At 54.5% G+C, this 22872-nt stretch carries 11 protein-coding genes; 6 read left to right on the top strand and 5 right to left on the bottom strand.

Annotated elements, in window-relative coordinates; all coding sequences use genetic code 11:
• Positions 1–23: 23 nt before the first annotated feature.
• Together ACR3ZL_RS11305 and ACR3ZL_RS11310 are read right to left on the bottom strand one after the other, a co-directional pair.
• The gene (locus ACR3ZL_RS11305) at positions 24–1643 is read right to left on the bottom strand and encodes a sulfatase family protein (protein ID WP_473653056.1); all 1620 of its coding nucleotides are present in this window, start codon (positions 1641–1643) and stop codon (positions 24–26) included.
• Between the two features lie 529 nt (positions 1644–2172).
• A complete protein-coding gene (locus ACR3ZL_RS11310) occupies positions 2173–4245 on the bottom strand; it encodes a glycoside hydrolase family 172 protein (RefSeq protein ID WP_473653055.1) in 2073 nt (690 codons plus the stop codon).
• A 363-nt stretch (positions 4246–4608) separates the two neighbouring features.
• Here ACR3ZL_RS11310 and ACR3ZL_RS11315 point away from each other — a divergent pair, with 363 nt between their 5' ends.
• Both ACR3ZL_RS11315 and ACR3ZL_RS11320 read left to right on the top strand, forming a co-directional pair.
• Positions 4609–5868: a transporter substrate-binding domain-containing protein gene (locus ACR3ZL_RS11315; RefSeq protein ID WP_486173463.1), complete on the top strand. Its 1260-nt coding sequence runs from the start codon at positions 4609–4611 to the stop codon at positions 5866–5868.
• Position 5869: 1 nt separating this feature from the next.
• Entirely contained in the window at positions 5870–7129 is a 1260-nt protein-coding gene (locus ACR3ZL_RS11320; RefSeq protein WP_473653052.1) for a transporter substrate-binding domain-containing protein, read from the top strand.
• Positions 7130–7162: 33 nt separating this feature from the next.
• Here the strand turns inward: ACR3ZL_RS11320 and ACR3ZL_RS11325 are convergent, their stop codons facing one another.
• Positions 7163–8044: a polysaccharide biosynthesis/export family protein gene (locus tag ACR3ZL_RS11325; RefSeq protein WP_473653051.1), complete on the bottom strand. Its 882-nt coding sequence runs from the start codon at positions 8042–8044 to the stop codon at positions 7163–7165.
• Positions 8045–8057: 13 nt separating this feature from the next.
• Positions 8058–11927 carry a hypothetical protein gene (locus ACR3ZL_RS11330; protein WP_473653050.1) on the bottom strand — a complete coding sequence of 1290 codons (3870 nt, stop codon included), beginning with the start codon at positions 11925–11927 and terminating at the stop codon, positions 8058–8060.
• A gap of 224 nt (positions 11928–12151) precedes the next feature.
• On the opposite strand from ACR3ZL_RS11330, the gene ACR3ZL_RS11335 reads away from it, so the two are divergent.
• Positions 12152–13561, top strand: coding sequence for an NAD(P)/FAD-dependent oxidoreductase (locus ACR3ZL_RS11335; protein ID WP_473653049.1), 1410 nt, complete (start codon positions 12152–12154; stop codon positions 13559–13561).
• A 63-nt stretch (positions 13562–13624) separates the two neighbouring features.
• On the opposite strand, the gene ACR3ZL_RS11340 is transcribed toward ACR3ZL_RS11335, so the two are convergent.
• A complete protein-coding gene (locus ACR3ZL_RS11340; protein WP_473653048.1) occupies positions 13625–15163 on the bottom strand; it encodes a sulfatase-like hydrolase/transferase in 1539 nt (512 codons plus the stop codon).
• A gap of 1171 nt (positions 15164–16334) precedes the next feature.
• Here ACR3ZL_RS11340 and ACR3ZL_RS11345 point away from each other — a divergent pair.
• From ACR3ZL_RS11345 to ACR3ZL_RS11355, 3 genes are all read left to right on the top strand, one after another.
• The gene (locus ACR3ZL_RS11345) at positions 16335–16871 is read left to right on the top strand and encodes a sigma-70 family RNA polymerase sigma factor (RefSeq protein ID WP_473653047.1); all 537 of its coding nucleotides are present in this window, start codon (positions 16335–16337) and stop codon (positions 16869–16871) included.
• A 4-nt stretch (positions 16872–16875) separates the two neighbouring features.
• Positions 16876–19542: a LamG-like jellyroll fold domain-containing protein gene (locus tag ACR3ZL_RS11350; RefSeq protein ID WP_473653046.1), complete on the top strand. Its 2667-nt coding sequence runs from the start codon at positions 16876–16878 to the stop codon at positions 19540–19542.
• 149 nt (positions 19543–19691) lie between these two features.
• On the top strand, positions 19692–22787 hold the full coding sequence (locus ACR3ZL_RS11355) for a DUF7133 domain-containing protein (RefSeq protein ID WP_486173464.1): 3096 nt from the start codon (positions 19692–19694) through the stop codon (positions 22785–22787).
• Positions 22788–22872 lie beyond the last annotated feature (85 nt).

Genomic DNA, 22872 nt, shown 5'->3' on the forward strand with positions numbered 1-22872 from the left:
GCATTCAGGTCAAGCAAACTCGATTAAGCGTTTTGCTTTTGTCGTTTGGTCTGCTTGGCGTTCTTCTTCGGTTTGGGGACCTTCGGCTTTTTGGTGAACGAGATTTCGGGACGTTTCACTTTTTCGTTCGGGCCTCGGAAGACATAGGGTTCCCAGAGGGCTTTGGCTTTTTGCCACTCTTCCAGAGTACGAGTCGGGTACCAAGACGGTGCACCGAACTTCTTAAAGTCGTAGTTGTCTGCGTTGTCCTGAACCCATTGTCCTACGGTGGTGGCAGGGCAGGTTTCGGGAAAGACGCCGATGCCGCGGAAGTCTTCGGAAACGCCTTGGTCATTAATGACGTCGCTGCGCCATTGATTCAATTCGGCCAACATTTCCGCTTTGATCTCTGCGTATTTGGGATCCTCCGCGATGTTGTGGACTTCGTGAGGATCGTTCTTGAGGTCGAACATTTCGATCTCTGGTTTGTTGGGTGACATGAATCGAGCTTGCTTGGGGGTAAGCTTTCCTTGTAGATGCAAAATGTTCATTTCGGCCAACGGCGGGTACGCTCCTTCTTTGTAGAAGCTGAACTGACAATAGGCGCGTTCAGGCATCAGGTTTAGGATCAGCTTGTAGTCGTCCGAGCGAATGGATCGCATCGCATCGTGCGTGTCATCCATTTTGTCGCGGGCGGCGAAGACGTACTTTCGCTGTTTGACATCGTCACTGAAGAGACTCTTGCCATGCAATGGAACTGGCGGCGTGATCTCGGCCGCTTCAAGAATAGTGGCGCAAATATCGATTGACATGACCAAGTCATCGTTGACTTGGTTCGGTTCCACCTTTCCTGGCCAACGCATGATCATCGGGATTCGCGTACCCTCGTCGTACAGAAATTGTTTGCCGCGGATGTGGCAACGGCCATGGTCGCCGATGAAGAAAACGATTGTGTTGTCCGCCAACCCTTCGTCTTCGAGTCGTTTTAATAGATCGCCAACTTGGCGGTCCACCAATTGCATCTGTTCGAGCCCATTCGCCCAGTCGCGGCGAATGAATGGAGTGTCAGCGTAATAGGGTGGTAGTTCGACGTCTTCGATTGCAATGGGACGGGCGGGGTCGCGGTTCCAGGCACGGTGAGTCCCACCAAAGGTGATCCGTGCAAAGAAGGGTTGGTCTTTTTCTCGCTCGCTCCAGTCTTCGCCTTGGAATAGTTCCGCTTTGGTATCGGGCAGAAAATTGCAGTCCGTCTTCCAGCTCATCAAGCAAGTGAAGTATCCCGCGTCGGCAAACAGATACGGGATGGGACGAATGCCATAAGGCAGCGGTTTCTTATTGTCAGTCCGGTGCTGGTGGGCGCCGATATAATTCTGATGGAAGCCTGTCATCATGGCTGACCGGGATGTCGAACACACCGGGGAGGTCGTGAAGGCTTGTTCGAAACGAATTCCTTCGGAAGCCAGTTTATCCACGTGAGGAGTGTGGATGCCTTTCGTTCCATAACACGACAGATCCGGTGACCAGTCTTCGATGGTGATCCAAAGAACGTTCGGACGGTTTTTCGATGCCGTCGATTCCGATTCGGCGGCGTTAACGACCGCTGGAAGGCAGGCGGTTAGGCACAAGTTCGCCAGCAGTAGCCGGGAGAGGTGTAGAAGATTCATTCGATAGGTGAACTTTGTATTCTCGGAAGGATGATTGGGGCAAACGAGATCAATGCGCGGCAACGGTGTCGGCATCAACGGACAATATACGTTTGTGCGGCGGCGGGATGGGGAAGCGGACCGAGGCATCGATCAAATGGGTTGGCGAGACATGGGGCGGGAAGTTCAGGGGGAGGTTGGGGACTGGGCCGAGGCGAGTTGTGATTCTCGGTTGAACAACTGACGCCTCCCCGAAGCGAGAGGTTGTTTGCTAACAAGAACGACTGACGCCGTACCAAACGATGTGGGGCGCATGCTGATACGGATAGGAAACCCAATGTGGTCGGAGCCACTTACGGAACCCACTTTTTCACCTCGATGCTAATTCGAGCAGTTGGGGGCAGTCTTTCGGTTCAACAAGCAACAGTCCGTCGCCGGGGCGCGGTGCCATTTGGAACTACAGCAACGTGCCTAGCATGCTGATCGCCGTTGGCGTCAGGACGTCAACAAGAAACTTTCGAAACAAGCGAGATGCGTTTTGAACCGGAATTCAAGGCTGTAGCGAGATGCAATCGATTCCGAACCGGAAGCCATCGCTGTTCTCGTTCTTCCCAGCGATCTTGATTTGCAGGAGATACGCTCCGTCAACAGCTTTGAATTGCCCCAATTCGATCGGGCCTGTTGCTGTGGGTTTTGGTGCGAAAAGATCGATTTCCTGTACCAGCTTCTTACCATTGACTGTCAACTCTAAACGTCCAAAGTCATAGCTCTTGGTGCCGTGAATGACCAAGTTGCGAGTCTCGTGATCCTGGGATGGAATCTTCCACCGGATTACGTTGCCACGCCGTGCACCTTTTACCAACACGTGTCCATCCTTACTCCAGTTCCCTTTGTAGTTTTTGAGGGATTGAGGGACGAGCTGGATGCGAGATGGTTTCGATACCACCTCGATGTCTTCAAACTCAAGCAAGTCGCCAGTCGAACTCAGGGGGCTGGGTTGCTCGGGATTGGTAGGAAGTGGCGGGACGTTGAGTGCTTCCTTCGGATCGGGCTGCCGATTCGTTTCAGTTTCCGCATCGCCGTACCAGTAGGTGCCTACGCCGTAGCCCATGTCGCAATCGGCCCAGGACCAGATTTCCATATCGATTTGCAACGACTGGCCAAATGGCATGGTGTCGAGTGCACGCGTGCGAGTTTCGGTGCTGTAACCTTGTGTGTTTCTTTCCGTTGATGACTTACGGTTTCGTTTGTCATAGACGTTGGACCGTGGCTGGGCGTGAAAGGGGTGTTCATAGAAATCGGTGCTGACCCCGCCCCATGAATACGCGTAGTAGTCTTCTGTACCGGTTCCGAAGATGGACGGAAAATCTTCGCCATCGACGTAGATCTTCTCGTCTCCTTCACCCCACCACTTTTCGGCTGGGTTCATGACTGTCAGCGTATCGCCGACGTAAACGCCGCGACCTTTTAGCGTGACATAGTTCCAGTCTGAATAGGGACGAGTGGCGACAGGATATTGTCCTCGCCAGGCAGCATTGAAATACATTGAGCGGTCATCCCACTGGTAATCGCCGGTTTGCACGTTGACTTCCACGTCCACTGGATCATCACCAAGATTCACTAATGAGATCTTTCCTGCTTCTTGGTAAGGCATTACCCAGCGACATGACATCGTGCCGTCGTCCGATACGGTGCGATACCAGCCTTGAAATGGGTGGAGTCCAATGCCGGTGCCGAAGAAGTCTCCCACTGGGCACCACACGGTTTGCTTACCGTCGAATTCCATTTTTAAAATGATTGAACGGGTTACTGAAGCGTTTTCATAGCTTCCCAGTTTGATGGAAAGGTCGCGAATCGCCGCGGTCCCCTTAGGCAGTTTGATTAGCTCTTCGGATTTTCCATTCAGTGTTACTGTTCGCGTTTGCGGTTTTTGTGATGCGGCATTTTTCGGGGCCAGTAGTTCTTTGCCGGTTTGTTCGGTTAGCGATGTAGCGGCCTCGAAGTCCGACATCGTGAATGTCTTGACCGGCGTGCTGGCATCGTATTCACGGAATGTGAACTGAAAGAAAAACGGTTGATCGGTCGTCGTGATCTTGCAACTCTTCGCGTACGGAATGGGAAAGAACGAGACCGCCGAACGGAGCGACTTGTGTGCGAACGGGTATGGAAACATTCCGGTGCCGTTAAGCAAGCCCAGCATGTTGCCTTCGATGGTTGGCTCGGTCGCTCCATCCAAATAGATGCGAATGCGGGTGTTGGTATCGGGGCTACTTACACTTCGGAACGGCATCCATGTGCGAACAATGGCACCGGGAGCCTGGTGATCCATTAACACCCATTCTTGATCGCCGTCGGTCTCTTCCACGCGTATGAAGTTGCGATCCTTCGGGCCGGTATTGCGATCGATGTTGTTGAACCAACCCTTCGGGTCTTCGGGTGTTTTGGATGCCCGGTTGTAGCTGCTGTGTTGTTTCAACCGGAAATCATGGGCGGGGAACCGGGTGATGGAATCACGGTCGACCATCTCGTGAAGTAACGATTCGATCGAGACCGGTTCAGCAGCTTTGATGGTGCTGAAAGCGGTTAGCATGATTGCTAGTAACGTCAGTAGCCCGTTTTTCATGATGAAAAAATCGTCGATGAGGGGTGATGTGATCGGGAGCTTGATGCGAACGAGAATGCCGACCGTGCGTTCGTGCTCAGGAATCAACAGGATACCTAGAGTTCGACGATTATCTATGTCCACGCATATGCATGTCTACGCAATTTGACGTCGGATGCAGAACCGGCGATGTCGTGGGAACGCGGCCGCGCTGTTCAAATTGAATCCATCGCTGGGGGGCTTTTCGTGTGTTTGTGGCGAGGAATACCCATCGGGCGTTGTCGGGGGGCATGCTATGATGCGATGCGACTGTGCCGTAGAACGTTGGTTCTTGCGAGAGAATCAGGGATCAGGATTGCTTGTCATCGAAGGACTAATGACGCCATGGAAGAGTTCAGGATATGTCGCGAAAGGATTCGCATCGACGGAGGGGACGGAGGCATTGAACGCGACAACTCGCAAGGCAGTCTGAACGGTGAACGATCCTGCCGAAAGGGATTTTTTACGTCGGTTTTGGCGGCGTGGGTTTGGTTGTCCCCGGCGATTTTGAATCAAGCGGCAGTGGCACAGGATGACTTGACTACAGAAACCGTTGGGGTGGCGGAGGAGTCAGCCCAGTCCAGCGACTCGGGAGCACAAAGTGCAGATGCTTCGAATCGTGTTTTGCGCGTGGGGACGAAACAAAGTCCACCTTTCGCCATTAAGCATGCTGATGGATCTTGGACGGGGATCAGTATCGAGTTGTGGAAGCATCTCACTGATGAGTTGAATCTGGAGTACGAGTTCGAAGAACTGAAGCTCGATGAGATGCTGGCGGGGGTGGAGTCGGGCAAGTTGGATGCGGCGGTCGCAGCGATCAGTGTGACATCGGAACGGCATGAACGGGTAGGGTTTTGTCACCCCCATTTTTCGACCGGTTTGGGAATCGCCGTCAGTGCTCGCGATCGAGTGACTGCGTGGACGTTGTTGCGGCGAGTGGTTTCGAGTCGGTTGCTCAAGATCACGTTTACGATGATTTTGATCGTCGTTGTATGCGGACTTTTGTTTTGGTTGTTTGAACGCAAGCGGAACACGGCGATGTTCGGCGGGAAGCGTCGCCAAGGAATCTGGATGGGCGTTTGGTGGTCAACCACCTTGTTGCTGGGGCATAAAGGCGTCGTGCCAGTGAGTGCGATGGGAAGATTGCTGGCCGCCTCGGCGATGCTGGCCAGCATCATGGTGCTTTCAATTTTAACCGGCGTGATCACGTCGGTTTTGACCGTCCAGCAATTGGATACGGGGATCGCTCGCGCCACCGACCTGCACGATGTGCGCGTCGCGACCGTGTCGTCGAGCACAAGTGCCGATTACCTTCGCCAACGGCGGATCTTCTATCGAGCCTACCCAACACCGCGTGAAGCGATTGGGGCCGTCGTCGCTGGCGATGCGGATGCCGTTGTCTATGACGCAGCGTTGTTGAAGTACCTTTCGCAAGATGAATTTAGCAATCGCATCGACGTGCTTCCGGTCTCTTTCAATGTTCAGGAATACGCGATCGCGCTGCAGCCTGATAGCGATTTGCGAAAGCCGCTAAACGAAGAACTGTTGCGTTACCGTGAAAGCGACGCTTGGGATCAACTTGTCTATCGGTATCTAGGAGAATGAGATGATGATGGTTCCGGAATGCCGAAAGATCGTTAACCCCTTAGGCATCGTATGTCTCATAATTGCAATGTTGTCCGGTGGAATGGCTGGATTACCCGTGACTGCCTTGGGGCAAGAACAAACCGAGTCGGAAAACGGCGGATCGGATTCGACGGATGCGACCGTTTTGTTGGCTGATGGAGATTCAGGGGCTGATGTTGAGTCAATCAGCGACGAACCGGTTCGGTTGGAAGTGCCGCAAAAGTTGGTGATCGCGACACGTCAAGTTCCACCGTTTGCGATGCGGAGTGACGACAACCAGTGGACCGGAATCAGTATCGATCTGTTACGCGAAGTGAAGGCGGAATTGGAAATCGAATCGGGCCACGATATCGAGTTTGAATTCCGCGACATGTCACTGGCGGACATGCTGGACGCGGTCGAGAAATCGGAGGTCGATTTGGCTGCTGCGGCGATCACGATGAACTACGAGCGTGAAAAACGCATGGATTTCACGCACTCGTTCCATACGTCGGGATTAGGAATCGCCGTGGGGGCGAGGCAGCGGCGGTCGGGTTGGTCCGGCATCATCGATGCGGTTTTATCCAAGACATTCCTGCGGATTGTCGCCGGATTGTTTCTGGCGATGTTGGTTAGTGCGTTGGGGATCTACTTGTTCGAACGTCAACACAATCCAGAGCACTTTGACCATGGTTGGATCAAGGGGATCGCTTCAGGGATGTGGTGGGCGGCGGTAACGTTGACCACGGTTGGTTATGGCGACAAGGTTCCCAAGTCATTGGGTGGACGGTTGATCGGTTTGGTTTGGATGTTTGCGGGATTGTTCATCATCGCTGGGTTCACCGCGGCGGTGACGTCAGCATTAACCGTTACTGAATTGCAAATGCGGATTAACGGACCGTCGGACTTGTCGCGGGTGAAAGTGGCGACGGTCGTTGGATCGACGTCGGCGGACTATTTGCGTTCGCGACATATCTTGTCGGCGAAGCACCCCGATGTGGATTCGGCCTTGGATAGCTTGGTGGCGAATCGGTGCGACGTGGTCGTTTATGATGCGCCGATTCTGCGTTATCAAACGTATCAGAACTATTCCGGTGAGGCGTTTGTGTTGCCGGTGACTTTCGAACGCCAGAGCTATTCGTTTGCTCTTCCCAGTGGTAGCCCGTTGCGCGAGGTTATCAACCGCGTGTTGCTGCGACAGACCTCCAGTGCAAGCTGGGACGACGTGTTAGCCACTTACTTTGGCGAAAGTCAGCAGTAGCGAGGAGTGCAAGGAAGACCGGTGGCTTGGCGACTAGCGGTACTCGCGGCAGTGTGGGCAACTCTTGTCGCTATTGAACGCCATGCTTTGTTTGACGTCTTCCCAAATCGTGATGCTGGGAACGTAGATACGGTCACCCGGCATCAGTTGATAGTTGGTCGACACGTCACCGAGTTGCAGAATTTGTTTGTAACAGACGGGCAGGATCAGGCGTTCTTTTCCGTCCGGTTGCGGGCGAGTCAGGATGATCTTGTGTTCGTTCGCCTTGTCGGAAAGTCCACCAGCGGCAATCACGGCATCGAGAACGGTTTCCGTTCCGACTAGCGGATAGGATCCTGGTGCGTTGACCTCACCCATGACGTAAAACAGGTCGCTCTCGTTGCTGACCAGTCGCACGTTGACGCCGTAGTCGACGACTTCTTCGGGAGTCACGTTGTTTCGATGGGATACCATTGCCATGCGAGTCCGCGACTTTTCGGTTTCGCGGGTGGCGACACGCATTTGAACCGTTTGCTGGATTTCTTGGACGGTCATCCCGAGCACTTCAAGCCGGCCGTAATCGCCCAGTTCGATGCTGCCGTCTTGCTGCACGACCTGATCGCTTTGCAATCGAACTGGTGAATTGAAATCATTCGGTTCGATAACCAGCACGTCGCCAGCGGCCATGCGATGGGGAGGCAGTGGATGCTTGGCAAGCTCTGTGGCGATTCCAGCTCGGTGCCCTGATTGCCGAAGATCGGTGGCATACGGAAGCAACGCGTGGGAAGTTCCCGACACGGGTAGGCCGAGCGATGAAGCTGTCCGGCAACCGGTTACGATGACCATGGCGACCACGATCAATGCCAGCAGGGCGGCGAGCGGGGCAAGGGCATCGAAACGGCGAGACAATGCTTTGGAAACAGTGCGTGTATTCATATTTGTCGAATCCTTAACGGCTTTGGTTTTGTCGTTTGGACAAGTCGGCAATCTTCGTCGCCCCAGAGCCAAGGCTGTTGGTTAAGAAGAACCCTAGAGTGTCTTGGGTTAAGTTTTTACCCGGCTGCAATCGCAATGTCGGGCGAGCGGCGGTGCCGCCTACATGGACGTGGACAACGCGGTCTTTCATGGCTTCGTTCGCCTTCATGACCAAGGCGACCGGGGCGGGCGCGGCGAGCATCAGCGGCGAACTGGTCAGTGCGGACAAGCCATCGGCGGGGCCAGTTTGGCCCGTTGCGGCGGTGATGTCGAAGTCCAAGCGGCCTGACATTGCCGCAGTACCGCTCATCATGACTTGGACATTGCTTTGGGCGATAGCGAGCTGGTCGACGTGAACCATTCCGCCTGACAAGCGACCTTGGATTGTGCCGTCGTTGTTGGAATTGGAGCCCAGTGACGGAGTTAGGCTAACCAGCGTGTCGAGCTGGTCCAAAACAGGCATCTTCAGCGAATCGACCTGCGACATCGTGATATCAAAATTGCCGGTGAACTGTTCCGGTCGCCGTGCACGTTTGGCTTGCAGATTGACCTGGCCATTGATAATACCGGCGCCCATGGAGTTACCACGAATCAAACGCGAGCTGTCGACTCGATTCAGATTGGCCGCCAATCGCATGTTCAGGGAACGGTTGTAGTCGCCTTCGGTCGACACGTTGATCTTGCCGTCGCCAGCCTCGACGACACCGGCGCGACAACGCCAAGTGATTCGGTTGGTGGCGGGGGTGATCGACCAGTCGACCGGGAAGCGGGCGGCGCGAATGTTGAGATTGGCAACGGAAGGATTGTTCGCGGCCACTTCGAGTCGCCCGGTGATCGTGCGTCCGATTCGGCCTGACACGCGAATGTCGCTGGTTCCGGAAACTCCGTTGGCGATGCTACCCAGTGGTGCTGCGGCGCGACGTAGGTTCATCCGGTTGATACCGAACTGAAACGAGCCCCGCGGTTCCCCGCCGAGCAGCACATCGGCTTGTCCGCTCACCCGGCCATCGGCCATGCGTCCTTCAATTGATACCAGTCGCAAGCTATCAGGCCGCAGTTGCACGGTGGAGGTCATCCGTTCGGAAAGCCGAGCGTGTTGCCACCGTATCCGCTCGGTCGAGAGAGTTGCTGTGCAGATCATCCCGTCTCGCGATGAGGCCACATCACGGACACAGGTGGCGTCGACAAAACCGGAGAGCGGTCGCAGCGAACTCGGTAGCCGTAGCGACTGGATCGCCTGTGCGATGGAGAGACCGCGAAGGTTGGCTTCCCAGGCGACGGGCAATTGCCGAAGATCGGGAGTGTCTTCCGATGCGAACCGGCTTAGCTCACGCAGGTTGGTGCTGGCAATTCCAGAAAACTCACCAAGTAGAAGCTCACCACCGCCGTTGACTTCGACGTTTCCAGCATCGATTCGAACTTCGGAACGATTGAGTTTGATCGGTACGTTCATCGCCGATAGACCACGGCTTTCGAGCCAGGCGGTTCCGTCAAGTTTTTCCAACGAGCCCAGATTGGTTAACTGGCACCCGCCATCCAGTGTCCCTTGGACTGGCAAATTGGCGCCTGCGAAACGTGGCAATCGATTGGCTTGGATGGCGTTGAATTGGGCGTCGACGGTCGCGCGGGTCCAGTCCAGTTCGCGTGCCGTCGCGGTGAGTGTATAGCGACCGCCCAGAAAGTCGTCCGATCCGGTGTGGACGGTCAAACCGTTCAGATCGCCGTGCCAGTTCAGGTTAGCGGTTCCGATATTGGTTCGGGCATAGGTCGCTTGAAGCAGAGATGCCGCGCCATCGGTCGAGACGGCGTGGTTTCGGGTATCGACGTGAAGCTTGCCAGCGAGAATCGCCTTGCCTGTCAGTGGCAATGGAGTCGATGAAAATTGGGAAGCGACATCAGCGAGGTCGTCCAAATTGATAGGACCGGCTTGAAAACCAGCGTCCAAGGTGAGGGCTTGGCTGAGTTTTCCATCGAGTGAGAACTGACATTCGTTGTCTCGCCATCTCAAAATCGTTGGTGGGATGGAAAGGACGCCTCGATTGAGTTGACAATGGGCGGTCAAATCATCGGCCGCCGCCCCAGCCACTTTCATTTGGCGGGTTTGCAAAGTCGCGAACGCCGTCCACTGGTCGGGTTGCGCGAGCGTGGACAAAGCGGTGGACGCTTCGAGGTGCGCTGATGCGATGCCGGAAAGGAGCTCAGGTGCGATTTCGAAGTTGGCAGCAAGTTGGGCAGTGTCGAGTTGGGCAAGCGAGGCTTGGAGAGTGAGTTGCTGGTTGGCCAGAGAGGTTTCGGCAATGCCGCTGAACGTGGCAATTGCTGATCCGTTCGCGTTGCGAAGCTGAGTCGTTGGCAGCCCCACGTTCAGCACACCTTCGGAAACGGACAACTGAACCTGGGTGCCTTGCAGATTGGCGTTGTGAGCTTGAACGCCCCAGGTCGACGCGATGGCTCGTACATTTACCGCGTTGGCGTCGGTCAGGCGTGCCAGCGGGATCTCGAAATTGGCTGCTGCGTTGACTTGCCCACTTAGGTCAGCGACACCGAGGCGTCCGGCAAGTTGCCGTAAGTCGAGCCCGTCGGACCGAATCGTTCCTGTTAGTTTGCCAGTTAGTTCGCCGAGGACTTCTTCGGGAGTGCTTTTCGAGAAGGCCGCGATGGGGATTTGTCCCTTGCAATCTAGGTTGCAGATCACATCGCGGATCGCGACTTGTTGGGCTGATAAGCTTTGCCCGACGGTTTTGATCTTGTTTTGAAAAGTGACAACTCCATCCCGCCAATCCAGTGTTGATTCGGTGGCGATGTTTCCAATTGCCTGAGCTTCGATATCGGGCACAAATCGCTTGATCAGCGTGCCCAGATGGCAATCTGTTACTTCGCTGTTGAGTGTCGCCGTCAGTGGTGGCGTGAAGGAGTTGCATGTGAGGTGCGCTTTCGCGGTCCCACCAAGCGGATCGGCGTTGACGGTGATCGCGAGACCGTTCGCGTTTGTTTGGGCATCGATGGTGAGTTGCGATATCAGTGTGCCCACTTCGCTCCACACGAGATCGTTAAGTTGGACATTGAGCCGAGTCGGATGGAGACGCGGGTCGGTGATGCCGGCGGGATGTTGGATGTCGACCTGCAGGGATCCGTGGCCGCTGACTTCTTCATTGCGAACTGCTGGAACAATTCGGTAGGGGAGCGTCTGCGAGTCGAATTGACAATCGTCGACCCGCAGTGCGGTATGGCCAGCAAATGTGGTCGCGTCGACTTCGGTGTGGAAGGCGACGGTGCCGCCAAGCAATTGATTGACTTGGCCACGCAAACGAATCAGCTCGGTGAACTTGCCTGATAGGCTCGCGCCATTAACCAATACGTGTTCTTGGTCACCTTGGTAAACGATGACTTGGGCACCGGAAACAAGGAGCGATCGTAGCGGGATGGTGAGTTGGGTTTTCTGTGTCGGTTCGGTGGAAGCAGCCAATTGAGGGAAGGTTGAAAGCAGCGTTCCATCTTCGTTAAACCGAATATGAAGTTTTGGCTGAGCGACCGACACGCTCTGCAGCCAAATCCCGTTGCATAAGCCGGTAGCGAAGGATGAGACCACGTCAATTTGATCGAGTTCGAATTGAGTCGTGTTTTTGATGTGGGGTTCAAAGACGGTGACGCCGCGAACCTGAAGCGTTCCCCAGCCGATATCAACGGCATCGATTTGGACAGTGGTTGCTAGAACGATCGAGGCGACCCGTTCGCCAAGTAATCGTGAAACGAAGTTTCGTGAAACTAGGGCTAGGAGGGCAAACGCCAAACCGACGTAGGCGAAACGCCGCAGAACTCGAAGGAGGCGTTTTCGCGAGAGCAAGCGTTTCTCCTTTTAGATTCCGTAGGTGAATGGTCGGCGCTGGCTATTGCGCACTGCAGCGATGTGTCTGTACATCGCTTGGGCTGGGAAGATCAAGGTGTGAATGAGATGTCACAGCACACGTGCCCTGAAAGACGACTCTTCTTGCTGTGGTTGACCGGTGCGGGGGATGGTTTCACCATGATGTAAGCCGATTCCGTCATGCCTAGCGTGGAAAGTGTCCTATGAACTCAACCCGTCTTGCTGAAGTGCCGCATGTTGTCATCGTGGGTGGCGGATTTGGCGGTCTTGAAACGGCACAGCGACTAAGAAAGTCGAACGTGCGAGTCACGATGGTGGACCGGCACAACTACCATCTGTTTCAGCCCTTGCTGTATCAGGTCGCCACGGGTGGTTTGTCGCCCGCTAACATTGCAACGCCGCTGCGATCGATCGTTCGCAAACAGCAGAATTGCGAGGTGATGCTGGCTGAGGTGACTGCCTTTGACGTCGACGGGCGGCGGTTGATTCTTCGCGATGGCGAGATTCGGTATGACTATCTGGTGATCGCGGCCGGGGCTACCCATTCGTACTTCGGCCGCGATGAATGGGCACAGCATGCACCGGGGCTGAAGACGATTACGGATGCTGCGGAAATTCGTCGCCGGATTTACGTCGCCTTTGAAGCTGCCGAGCGAGAGCCCGATTGCGAGTTGCGAAAGGCGTTGCTGACGTTTGTCGTTGTGGGCGGTGGACCGACGGGAGTGGAATTGGCCGGAGCGTTATCCGAGATTGCGCGTCACACGCTGAAGCATGACTTCCGCAACATCAAGCCTGAAGAGGCACGGATCATGATCGTGGAGGCGGCGCCGCATATCTTGGCTCACTACCCCGATGACTTATGCAAACGGGCCGCTGAAGCGGTGCGAGGGTTGGGGATTGAGGTGCACGTGCATACCAAGGTGACAGATATCACCGCCGAGGCGGTGCACTTGGCCGGGCCGGACGGCGATTCCATCGTCGCTACGCGAACCGTGTTGTGGGGTGCCGGAGTGAAAGCCAACCCCTTGGGTGCAAAACTCGCCGAGTCGCTTGGGATCGAAACGGACCGAGCGGGGCAATTGCCGGTTACACCGACGTGTTTGGTCACCGGTCAGCAAAACATCTTCGCGATCGGTGACATCGCAACGTTCGTTGGTCCGGAAGGCAAACCGCTGCCGGGGCTTGCCGCGGTGGCAATGCAGCAAGGTCAATTTGTAGCCCAGGCGATTACCTCCCTTTCGCAGGGGAAACCGATCGAGGGTGAGTTTGCCTATCACGACCGCGGTACGATGGCGACGATTGGACGCGCCGTGGCGGTTGCTCAGATTGGTACGCGGCAGTTTTGCGGTTTCTTCGCGTGGCTGCTCTGGTTGCTGGTCCACTTGATGTTGATTGTGCAGTTCCAAAACCGCGCGTTGATCTTGGTCCAGTGGGCGTGGGGATACATCACGTTCAATCGCAGCAACCGGATTATCACGGGCGAGCAACCGGTTAACATTGTCCCACAATCATGCGTTGAGTTTGATTTAAGCACCGTGCCGGACGCGAGCGACATGCCGCAATCTGATCCACTGGCAGATCCGCTTGCCGATGGCATTGCGGCCGACCGCTGAGCGTAGACGACAACTAACTAAGGACGGCTGACTAAAGAAAACTGACCAAAAAAGCCAGCATGGTCACTTCGCCAGTTCGGTCACCAACTCTTGGCAACGGGTTCGATACTTTGCCAACACAGCTTGGAATTCCGGAGCCTGAGCGAGGTTGGTTTGTTCTTTCGGATCGACGGATAAGTGAAACAGTTCTTCGTGGATCGGTTGCTCGCCATGGATCGATGCATCGGGTAGGTACTGCAATCGGTCATCGTCTCGCGAAAAGTAGCGAATGTATTTCCATTCATCACTGCGGACCGATTCCATTCGCGGGTATCCCTGGTCGGTGAACAGGTTTTCGCAAAAGACTTCCTGACGCCAGTTTTCCGCATTGCCTTGGATCAGCGGAACCAAACTTTGTCCTTGGTAAGTGTTTGGGATTGGCAGTCCACATAGATCCAGCATCGTTGCAGGCACGTCCTGACCAACAACCAATTCTTTAACGGTGGTACCGCGTACGTCGTTTGAAAAGTGAGGCGAGTAAACGATTAGGGGAACCCGGATCGATTCGTCGTACAGAAAGGTTTTACCGCCAAGTCCATGTTCGCCTAGCAGCAAGCCATGGTCCGAGATGAAGAAGATGATGGTGTTGTCCGCGACGCCGAGTTCGTCCAAGTCGTTGCGAAGTTTACCTACGAAGCGGTCGATGCCGGTCACGGCGCGGGCCATGCGAGTCTTCGTACTTAGAAAAGCTTTCCGATTATCGTGCCGGTAGTACGGCATCAAGTCGTCCTTCGTGAAGACGGTTTCAGGGAGCCCGGTTTCGCGGACTGGATAGCCTTCGGGAAAAAGGAATTGATCCTGCACGTCGTTGTAGAGTGTCTTGTAGATTTCCGGATCGTTGGCTCCGCTGCCCATCCCACCGATGCTGGCAGCGTGAGGAAGATTGAAGTTGACCGACAGACAAAATGGTTTTTGTGTGTCTCGCCGGTTCAGGAAATCTTTCACGGACGCGTCGGCGTCGTCGAAGAAATAGTCCTTCTCTTTACCGGGCTGCATGAACGCTTCGGTCGCTTCGAAGATTCCTTCAATCTGGGTTGGGTTTTTTAGGTTCTTGAATTCCTTGTGGCGAGCCAGATTGAAACCTAAATGGCCGCTGCGCATGTAACAGAAGTCGAGGCTTTCCTTCATGTATTGATTACGTTCTTTGATCGGGCCGATCGACGTGTGGTGTTTGCCCACATACGCGGTGACGTACCCGGCTTTCTTTAACTGCATCAACCAACTGTTGTCGAACAGATCTTTGGAAACGAAGTTTTTGGACACGTATGAGAATCCGACTCGGTTCTTACGTTCCCATTGGCTGGTGAAAAAATTGGCGCGACTTGGCCCGCAAATAGGGCTGGTAATGAATGCGTGCTCAAAGAAGACGCCGTCCTTCGCAAGGCGATCGATGTTAGGCGTTTGAGTGACTGGATGGCCGGTCATGCTTAGTGAATCGAACCGTTGGTCATCTGTCTTGATGAAGATCACATTGGGTTGATTGACGCCTGCCGTTTCGCCCCCATTGGCAAGGCAGCAGTAACATAGGGATCCCAGTAGTAGCAGCGTGATTGGTGGTCGCATCGGATGCGTTAGTCCTTGAAGTAAATTGAGTGGCCAGGCAACCGGCGTGTTTTTTCGCTGAGTCCGAACAGATTGCTTTCCGATCGCATGAGTGAACAGGGAACCGAAGTTGCGGTTGCTCGTGAACGGTGCCGCTTTCTAGCTATTTGAAAGTCGGTCCAAGGAATCCTGGGTTGGGCACAAGAAGCTGGCAACGAAGTGGCGTTAGGATGAACTGAAGAGGGTAGCTTTGCCGGTTGGATCGGCCTCGGATGCCGGAGATAGAGCGATGGGTAAAGAAGGGGACCTTTGGTACAGAGTTGGTTTCGCTATACGGCTCATGTTGTCGCAACCGCCGCTCTATCGATCACACAATATGATGTGGGGAGGGCTTGATAGAGTCGCTTCGGGGCTGAAGGCGACTCTATCCGGTGTGAAAGATAGTTTAGGTACCGTAAGCTCTGGTCCTATCGCGTATTCACACGACTGGCTCGGCAATTACTTGCGACCGTAAAAGCCAAGCGATCGGGCGCCGGTGAGTTAAATCCCGGGTCGCAGACACCAATATTTTAGAAATTTTCGGTGTTTCGTGTTTAGATTTTCGCATGTATCCCCATTTTACAACAGCGATGTTTACGCAACGCTCTGAACGTGCTTTTGTGTCGGTTGCCTTGGTTTGACTCCGGACCCGCCTGATTTCAGAATTCTCGAGAGACTTTTATTCTGAGGTGGGGCAATCCTGAATCGACTATTGCAGTTTCGACGTGGAACCTGGAATGGACGGCTTTCATGTCGTGGAGTTGGTTATTCTGGGGGCGACGGGAGCTTTGGCGGACGGTTGTTTGCCGGTTTGGCAAGCCACTGGGCGGTCAGTTCGTTGGGTGAGTTGATGCTAAGATTTCGAACAGGTTGACTTGGAAGTGCACCGTTAGAAATGTGTGTATAACCAGGAAGCAGAGAAGCTTCGGGACGCTCTTGGAGAGTGTCGTCGCGGTTTTCTGCTTTAGACTAGACAGCCTGGCGGTGTTGTGTGGGTGCTCTGCGTATCTTGGCGGAGTGCTTGCTTGTCGCTGGGTAAAGGATTCGGTGCGTGAATCGCTGAGATGTCTAGTGCTGCTTGGAGCATGAATAGCTTGGACCACATGCCTGCTGGTCGTGAGTGTTCTGTAAATCGAAATAGGCGAGGACTGGATTGAGCGACATCGAACTATCACACCGAGACCAGGTTCACCGATTGTTTATCTTGAACTCACCACTGATCCGAGGCTTTATCCTGAGCCTGTTGCCCAATATGAGCCGGGCGGATGATGTGTTGCAGGAAACGTTCCTGACCATCTCGGCGAAGGCGGATGAGTTTGTTCCTGAGACAGACTTTGCGTCGTGGGCCTGCACGATCGCGAGATACAAGGTTTTAGAAGAGTGCCGAGCATCGGGGGCGAAGTCGACGGCGGTCTTGTCGCCTGAGGTCGTTGAAGCCTTGTGTTCGGTACACACGCCATCGGCGAACGATATCGAGGGCGAGCGATTGGTCGCTTTGGCTGCCTGTTTGGAGTCATTGATGCCGTCGACTCGGCGAGCTATTGAGTTGCGATATTGCCGAGCGCATAGCGCGGCAGAGATCGCCTCGATGCTTGGTTGGACGACAGATTCCGTGTACGTGATGCTTTCGCGAGCACGAAGCGCTTTAGAGAAATGTATCGGCAGCCGTTTGAAAACGAATGGAGTTTAACACCATGGACTACCAACGATTAGAGATGCTGCTGAGTCGATATCTCGATGAAGGGCTGACCGCTGAAACGAAAGCGGAATTGGAACGGATGCTGTTGGCGTCGCCTGAGGCGCGAGAGCGGTTCTGGCAATGTGCCAAGACGAATAGCATGCTTCGCCAATGGGGCCAAGAGAGTTGGGGCAGTCGGTTCGAGACTTCGCCCGCGGCTGATGAAGAAACACTTCCTAAGGTCGAAAGCAAGCCGAGCTTGGTTCGTCCTTCCCAGCCTGATGTAACCGTTCAGCGATCTCGGCGTTCCCAATCCAAGTGGATGGAACGAGGGGTTTCGTGGATGGGCTGGATTGTTGCCGCGTGCATGTTGGTAGCGACCGGACTTTGGTCATTGCGACAAGAGTCGATGCGGAACCCCGGTCGTGGGGATTTGAGCCAAGTGATGGCGTCGCGGACTACGGCGGATGTCAGTCAACTCGTTCAACAGGAAGCTTGGGTCGCGCTTGTGCGGCGATCGATCGGCGTGCAGTGGAGTGGTGCTGGTAAAGCTCCTTCGGTGGGTGAGCCGTTGAAGGCGTGTACGCTGGAATTCGACAGTGGTTTGGTTGAAATTCAAACGCGACGTGGTGCTTTGATGGTGATCGAAGGGCCAGCCACTCTTCAGATCATTGACGAAATGGAAGTGCGATGCGCTCGCGGGCGGTTGCGAGTGGATGTTCCGCCGCCAGCGGTTGGGTTTTGCGTTCATGCACCGCACGTGCGGGTCATTGATCGCGGCACCGTTTTTGGAATGGAAGTAGCCGCCAACCAAGAGACCGAAATTCATGTGATTGAAGGGATGGTTCAGGTGATGTCGCCGGTCGAGGTGACGTCGCCACTGAATACTTCTTTCTACCGCGAGTTAAGCTCCGGCCAGTCATTGCTTGTCGCGGATGAAGGTGACTATCAAGAAATTCCGTCCAAGGCGAAGGCCTTTATCTCTAACTCGCGGGTTCGTTCAGAATCTCGCGATATCAACATCGAACGCCGAAAGGCTTGGGAACGCCGTCGCGATAGCATTTCCAAGGACGAAAACTGCCTGCTCTATTTTGACTTCAACCGCACCAACCGCGGTGACACTATTTTGCCAAACTTGGCGTCGGAATCGGACCGGTCCACTGATGGCACCATCATTGGTTGCGATTGGACTCAAGGGCGATGGCCCGGCAAAGGAGCTGTCGATCTAAAAAATATGTCCGATCGAATTCGGTTTTCTTTGCCAGGCGAATATTCCACGTTAACCTGCGTGGCATCGGTGCGATTGGATTCGATGGATGGTTTGGTTAACACGCTGCTTTCAACGGCAGCGGTGCTACCAGGTGATATCCATTGGCAAATCGCGAGAAAAGGCCAAAGGGAAGGCCGTTTGTCACTGGGGCGTCGCAAGAGCACGCTTGATGACGAGATGGATGACTACATCAGCCCACCGGTGTTCCGCAACGAACAGTTCGGCAGCTGGATGCAGCTCGCGTTTGTTTGGGACGCTGCCCAAGGCACCGTTCGGCAGTACCTTAATGGCGTTCTTGTATCGGTCGAAGCGATCCGTCCAGGCGAGCTGGATCAATCGGGGCTGTTGCAATTGGGGCACGTCGAAATTGGCAATGGATCACAACCTGTGGCCACCCTTGGCAATCCTGTTCGCAACTTCAATGGCCGGATCGATGAGTTCGTGGTCTTTGACCGGGCCTTGGACACTGAGGAAATTTTAGCTTTCCAAGAACTCGGCAGCGTGTATTGGAACAATGGCGGTCGTACAGGCCGATGGGAAGATCCAAGTAATTGGTGTGGTGGCAATTTGCCGTCCGATCATGACTTGGTACGGATCGATCGTGCTAGGAACGATAAGGTCGTCATCAGTGAAGAAGCGACTGCGAATCTTAACGCGGTTTACGTGGGCTCGGCTCCGTCGAAGGTTGGAAGTCTCGAGATCGTTGGTGGGTCGCTAAGGGCGGACCGTAACGCCGACCGGCATTGCCGTGTTGGGGTCGCCGGGGGACATGGGACCGTTAACCAGACCGCTGGTATCTTGAAGCTGAATGCTCTGCAAATCGGGCTCGATCAAGGTTCAACCGGTGTCTATCGAATGAGTGGCGGTAAGCTGAATCTCCAGCGAGCAGTCAATCACGGAAACTCGATGGAAGTCGGTAGCAAACACGGTTTTGGTGTTTTCGAGATCTCAGGCGGACGTCTGCAGATGCGTCGTGGGGTGACTCTAGGGAACCTTGAAGGCACTGGGACTTTCCGAGTCTTAGGCTCGGGCACCGAAGCGATTGAAATTGGTGAATTTCATGACGGTGATGGATTCTGGGTCCAGAATGCCGGTAGTACGCTGCAGGCTATCATTGACGAGGAAGGACTCAGTACCATTTCGATTGTGGAAGTCGGTGACGACGGTGGCGGCGACGTGACGTTCGCGGATGGAGCATTGCTGCATGTTGACTTCGCAAGTGAACCGAAGCCTGGTTCGTGGGACGTGATGAAGTGGGAAGGCAAACTTGTGGACCGAGGTCTTCGATTCGCCCGCGAGGTCGATCAGAATCGATGGTCGTTCGAGTTTGTCGATACCGACGCGTCCGGTGAGCCTGACACGCTTCGAGTTTCAACCGTCGGCCAGTATGCGGTAAGCATGAAAACGAATTGATCGGCGAATCGGTACTGGGAAGATTGATTGCTTGCCTTTGATGATCGCGGGGCACAGCCTCTATCGAAGCGATCGTTGATGCATCTTGATTTCTTGTTGGTTTGTACTGAGATATGAAGTTCGTTTGTAAAATTGGCTGTCTCACTTTCATGTGGGCCGTGTTGGTTCAAAGCGATGTGCTTGCGGGTGAAGTAAGTTCCAAGGCACCGCCGCTTTCGCCTGCGGATTCGATCGCGACGATGAAGGTGCAACCTGGGTACAAAGTCGTGCCCGTATTGACGGAGCCCGAAATCAGCGAGCCTGTTGCCGCGGTTTGGGACGGCAACGGCCGGATGTACGTGGTCGAGATGCGTACCTACATGCAAGATATCGACGGTCGGGACCAGTTGAAGCCGACCAGTCGAGTATCTCGCCACGAAGATACCGACAACGACGGTGTCTATGACAGGCACACGGTGTTTGCGGACAATCTGTCGTTACCCAGGATGGTGTTGCCGCTATTGGATCAAGTGATCATTGGTGAAACCAATACGCTGGACCTGAAGAGCTATCGGGACACCGATGACGATGGAGTAGCCGATCAAGTCGAGATGTGGTGCGAGCGAGGTCGGGTTGGAAACAATCTGGAACACCAAACCAGCGGGTTGATTTGGAACATCGACAACTGGTTGTATGCGACCTACACCCACGAGCGGATTCGGTTCACCAATGGCAAAGTGGTGCGAGAACCCATGCCACATGGTTCGGGGCAGTGGGGGTTAACGCATGATGACGTTGGCCGGATCTATTACTCAACCGCTGGCGGCGAGAATCCGGCGATGGATTTTCAGCGACCGATCATTTATGGAAAACTCGCCCTCAAGGGTGAGCAGGCCAGCGGCTTTCGAGAAGTTTTTCCGATCGACAATGTGCCGGATGTGCAGGGTGGTCCAAAGCGAATTCGCGAGGACAACTCGCTAACCATCTTCACAGCTTGTTGTGGTCAATCCATCTATCGCGGCAATCAAATGCCGGAAGATTTTTATGGCGATCTTCTGATCCCGGAACCAGTTGGCCGATTGGTGCGGCGAGCGAAAGCGACCAACGACCAGGGGCGGATCGTGCTTTCGAATGCTTACGAAAAGTCAGAGTTCATCGCGGCGACGGACCCCAACTTCCGACCGGTCAACAGTGCGACTGGACCAGACGGTTGTTTGTATCTAGTGGACATGTACCGCGGTATCATCCAGGAAGGAAACTGGGTACGAAAGGGATCGTATCTGCGAGAGGTGGCCCAGGAATATGAGTTGGAAAAGAACATCGGACGAGGCCGGATTTTTCGCGTCGAACATGAAACAACCCAGCGTGGACCGCAGCCACGAATGCTGGACGAGACTCCGGTGCAACTTGTTTCTCACTTATCGCACGCGAACGGTTGGTGGCGGAGCGAAGCTCAAAAGCTGATTGTGCTGCACGGCGATCGGTCCGTGGTGCCTTTGCTAGCCAAAATGGCTGTTTCTGATTCGAATCCGTTGGCTCGGTTGCACGCATTATGGACGCTCGAAGGGCTCGATAGTGTCAATCCGGGATTGTTGAGCAATTGCTTCGGTGATCCCGACTGGAGAGTTCGCAGTGCGGCGGTGCGAATTGCCGAACCCTTGATGTCGAGTGATCGTTCCCTCGACTCGGGCATCGCTGCGTTGGCTCGAGACAGCCATCCAGATGTCTTGATCCAAACGATGTTGTCCGTCGGCCGTGGCCAACATCCGGACGCCAGCGCGATTACGAATCAAATTGTTCTGGAAAACCAGGGCAACGAGGCAATTCAAGGTTTGAGTAGCCAGATTGTCGCTAACCGCGAGGCCGCTCTGGCCGAACAACGGAAGTTGGAAGCGATGCGGCGCCGCAGTCGCGAGTTGGCTGAGTCGGTTCAGCGAGGATCTAAGACTTACAAGACATTGTGCACCGAGTGTCACGGCCCAGACGGCAAAGGGCAGTTTTCACCTGACCAAAAAGACGTTGTTCTGGCGCCCCCGCTGGCAGGCTCCGCTCGCGTGCTGGGTCACAAGGAACGGCTGTCGCGGATTCTATTGCACGGTTTGGTGGGGCCAGTTGATGAGAAGACGTATTCAGCCGGACTCATGTTGCCAATGGGTGCTCATGATGACCAGTGGATCGCCGATGTGTGCAACTACATTCGCAACCAATGGGGCAACCAAGCTCCATTGATCAATCAATCCGATATCGCTCGTATTCGAGAAGAATCGACTGGACGAATTGGTCCTTGGACGCTCGAAGAGCTCAGCTATTACGCACCGGCCGAAATGGATCGCAGCTTGTGGAAGCTGACCGCCAGTCACAACGCGAAGAAGTTGGCGTTTGCTATCGATGGCGATCCAAAGACTCGTTGGGATTCGGCGGCACATCAAAAGCCAGGTATGTGGTTCTCTGTTGAATTCTTAGAACCTCAGCGGGTGATGTCACTGGTCATGGATTCTCGGAGATCGCCAAAGGATTATCCACGCGGATATTCGGTCCAGGTTTCGATGGACGGTAAGGTTTGGAGTGAACCGGTGATTCAAGGTGCTGGCGATGACTCCACCGTGCAACTCGAACTGGATCTGCCGAAACCAATTCGGCATCTTCGCATTACGCAGACAGGCAAAGCTCCCAAGCTTTATTGGTCGATCCATGAATTGACCATCCTTGGGAAGCCGGCTGACGAAAAGCCGGCCGAGTCGATGGCTCAAATCCTTGCCGAAGCCGATCCGGGTGAGTTGGCGATGGAGGCTCGTAAGTTGGGCAACCCACTTGCGGGCGCAGCCCTTTTCTTCAATCCCGCACTGACTTGTGCAAATTGTCATGAACCCGCAACCGGTCCTCGCTTGGCGCCCGATCTTTCCGCAAAACGTGAGGGTGTCAACGATCGCTTTTTGGTTGAGGCTGTTTTGCATCCCTCCCGAGAGATTCGAAAAGAATTCGCCCAAGAGATGGTCGTGACCGTCGACGGCACTACGGTGATGGGGTTCAAGGAAAGTGAATCCGATGACGTGCTTGTGTTGCGTGATCCGGCAAGTGGGAAGTTAATCGAGATTCCACAGGACGATATTGAGTTTTCTAAGACGGGGACGGTCTCGGCGATGCCTGCGGGACTGGTCAATCCGTTGTCGAATCGGCAGCAGTTCTTAGACCTGGTGCGGTTTCTGATGGAGATCGACGGTCAAGGCTCTGAGGTTTTGAAATCGATGAGCGAAGAGGTTCATTAACAGTTTTCGTGACGCCGTAGGCGTTTAACCATTCAAGTTCCATTCCTGCGAACGTATTGTTAGCAGTTGCAAAAATAGAAGCTCC

The sequence above is a fragment of the Rhodopirellula sp. J20-39 genome (assembly GCF_057365095.1).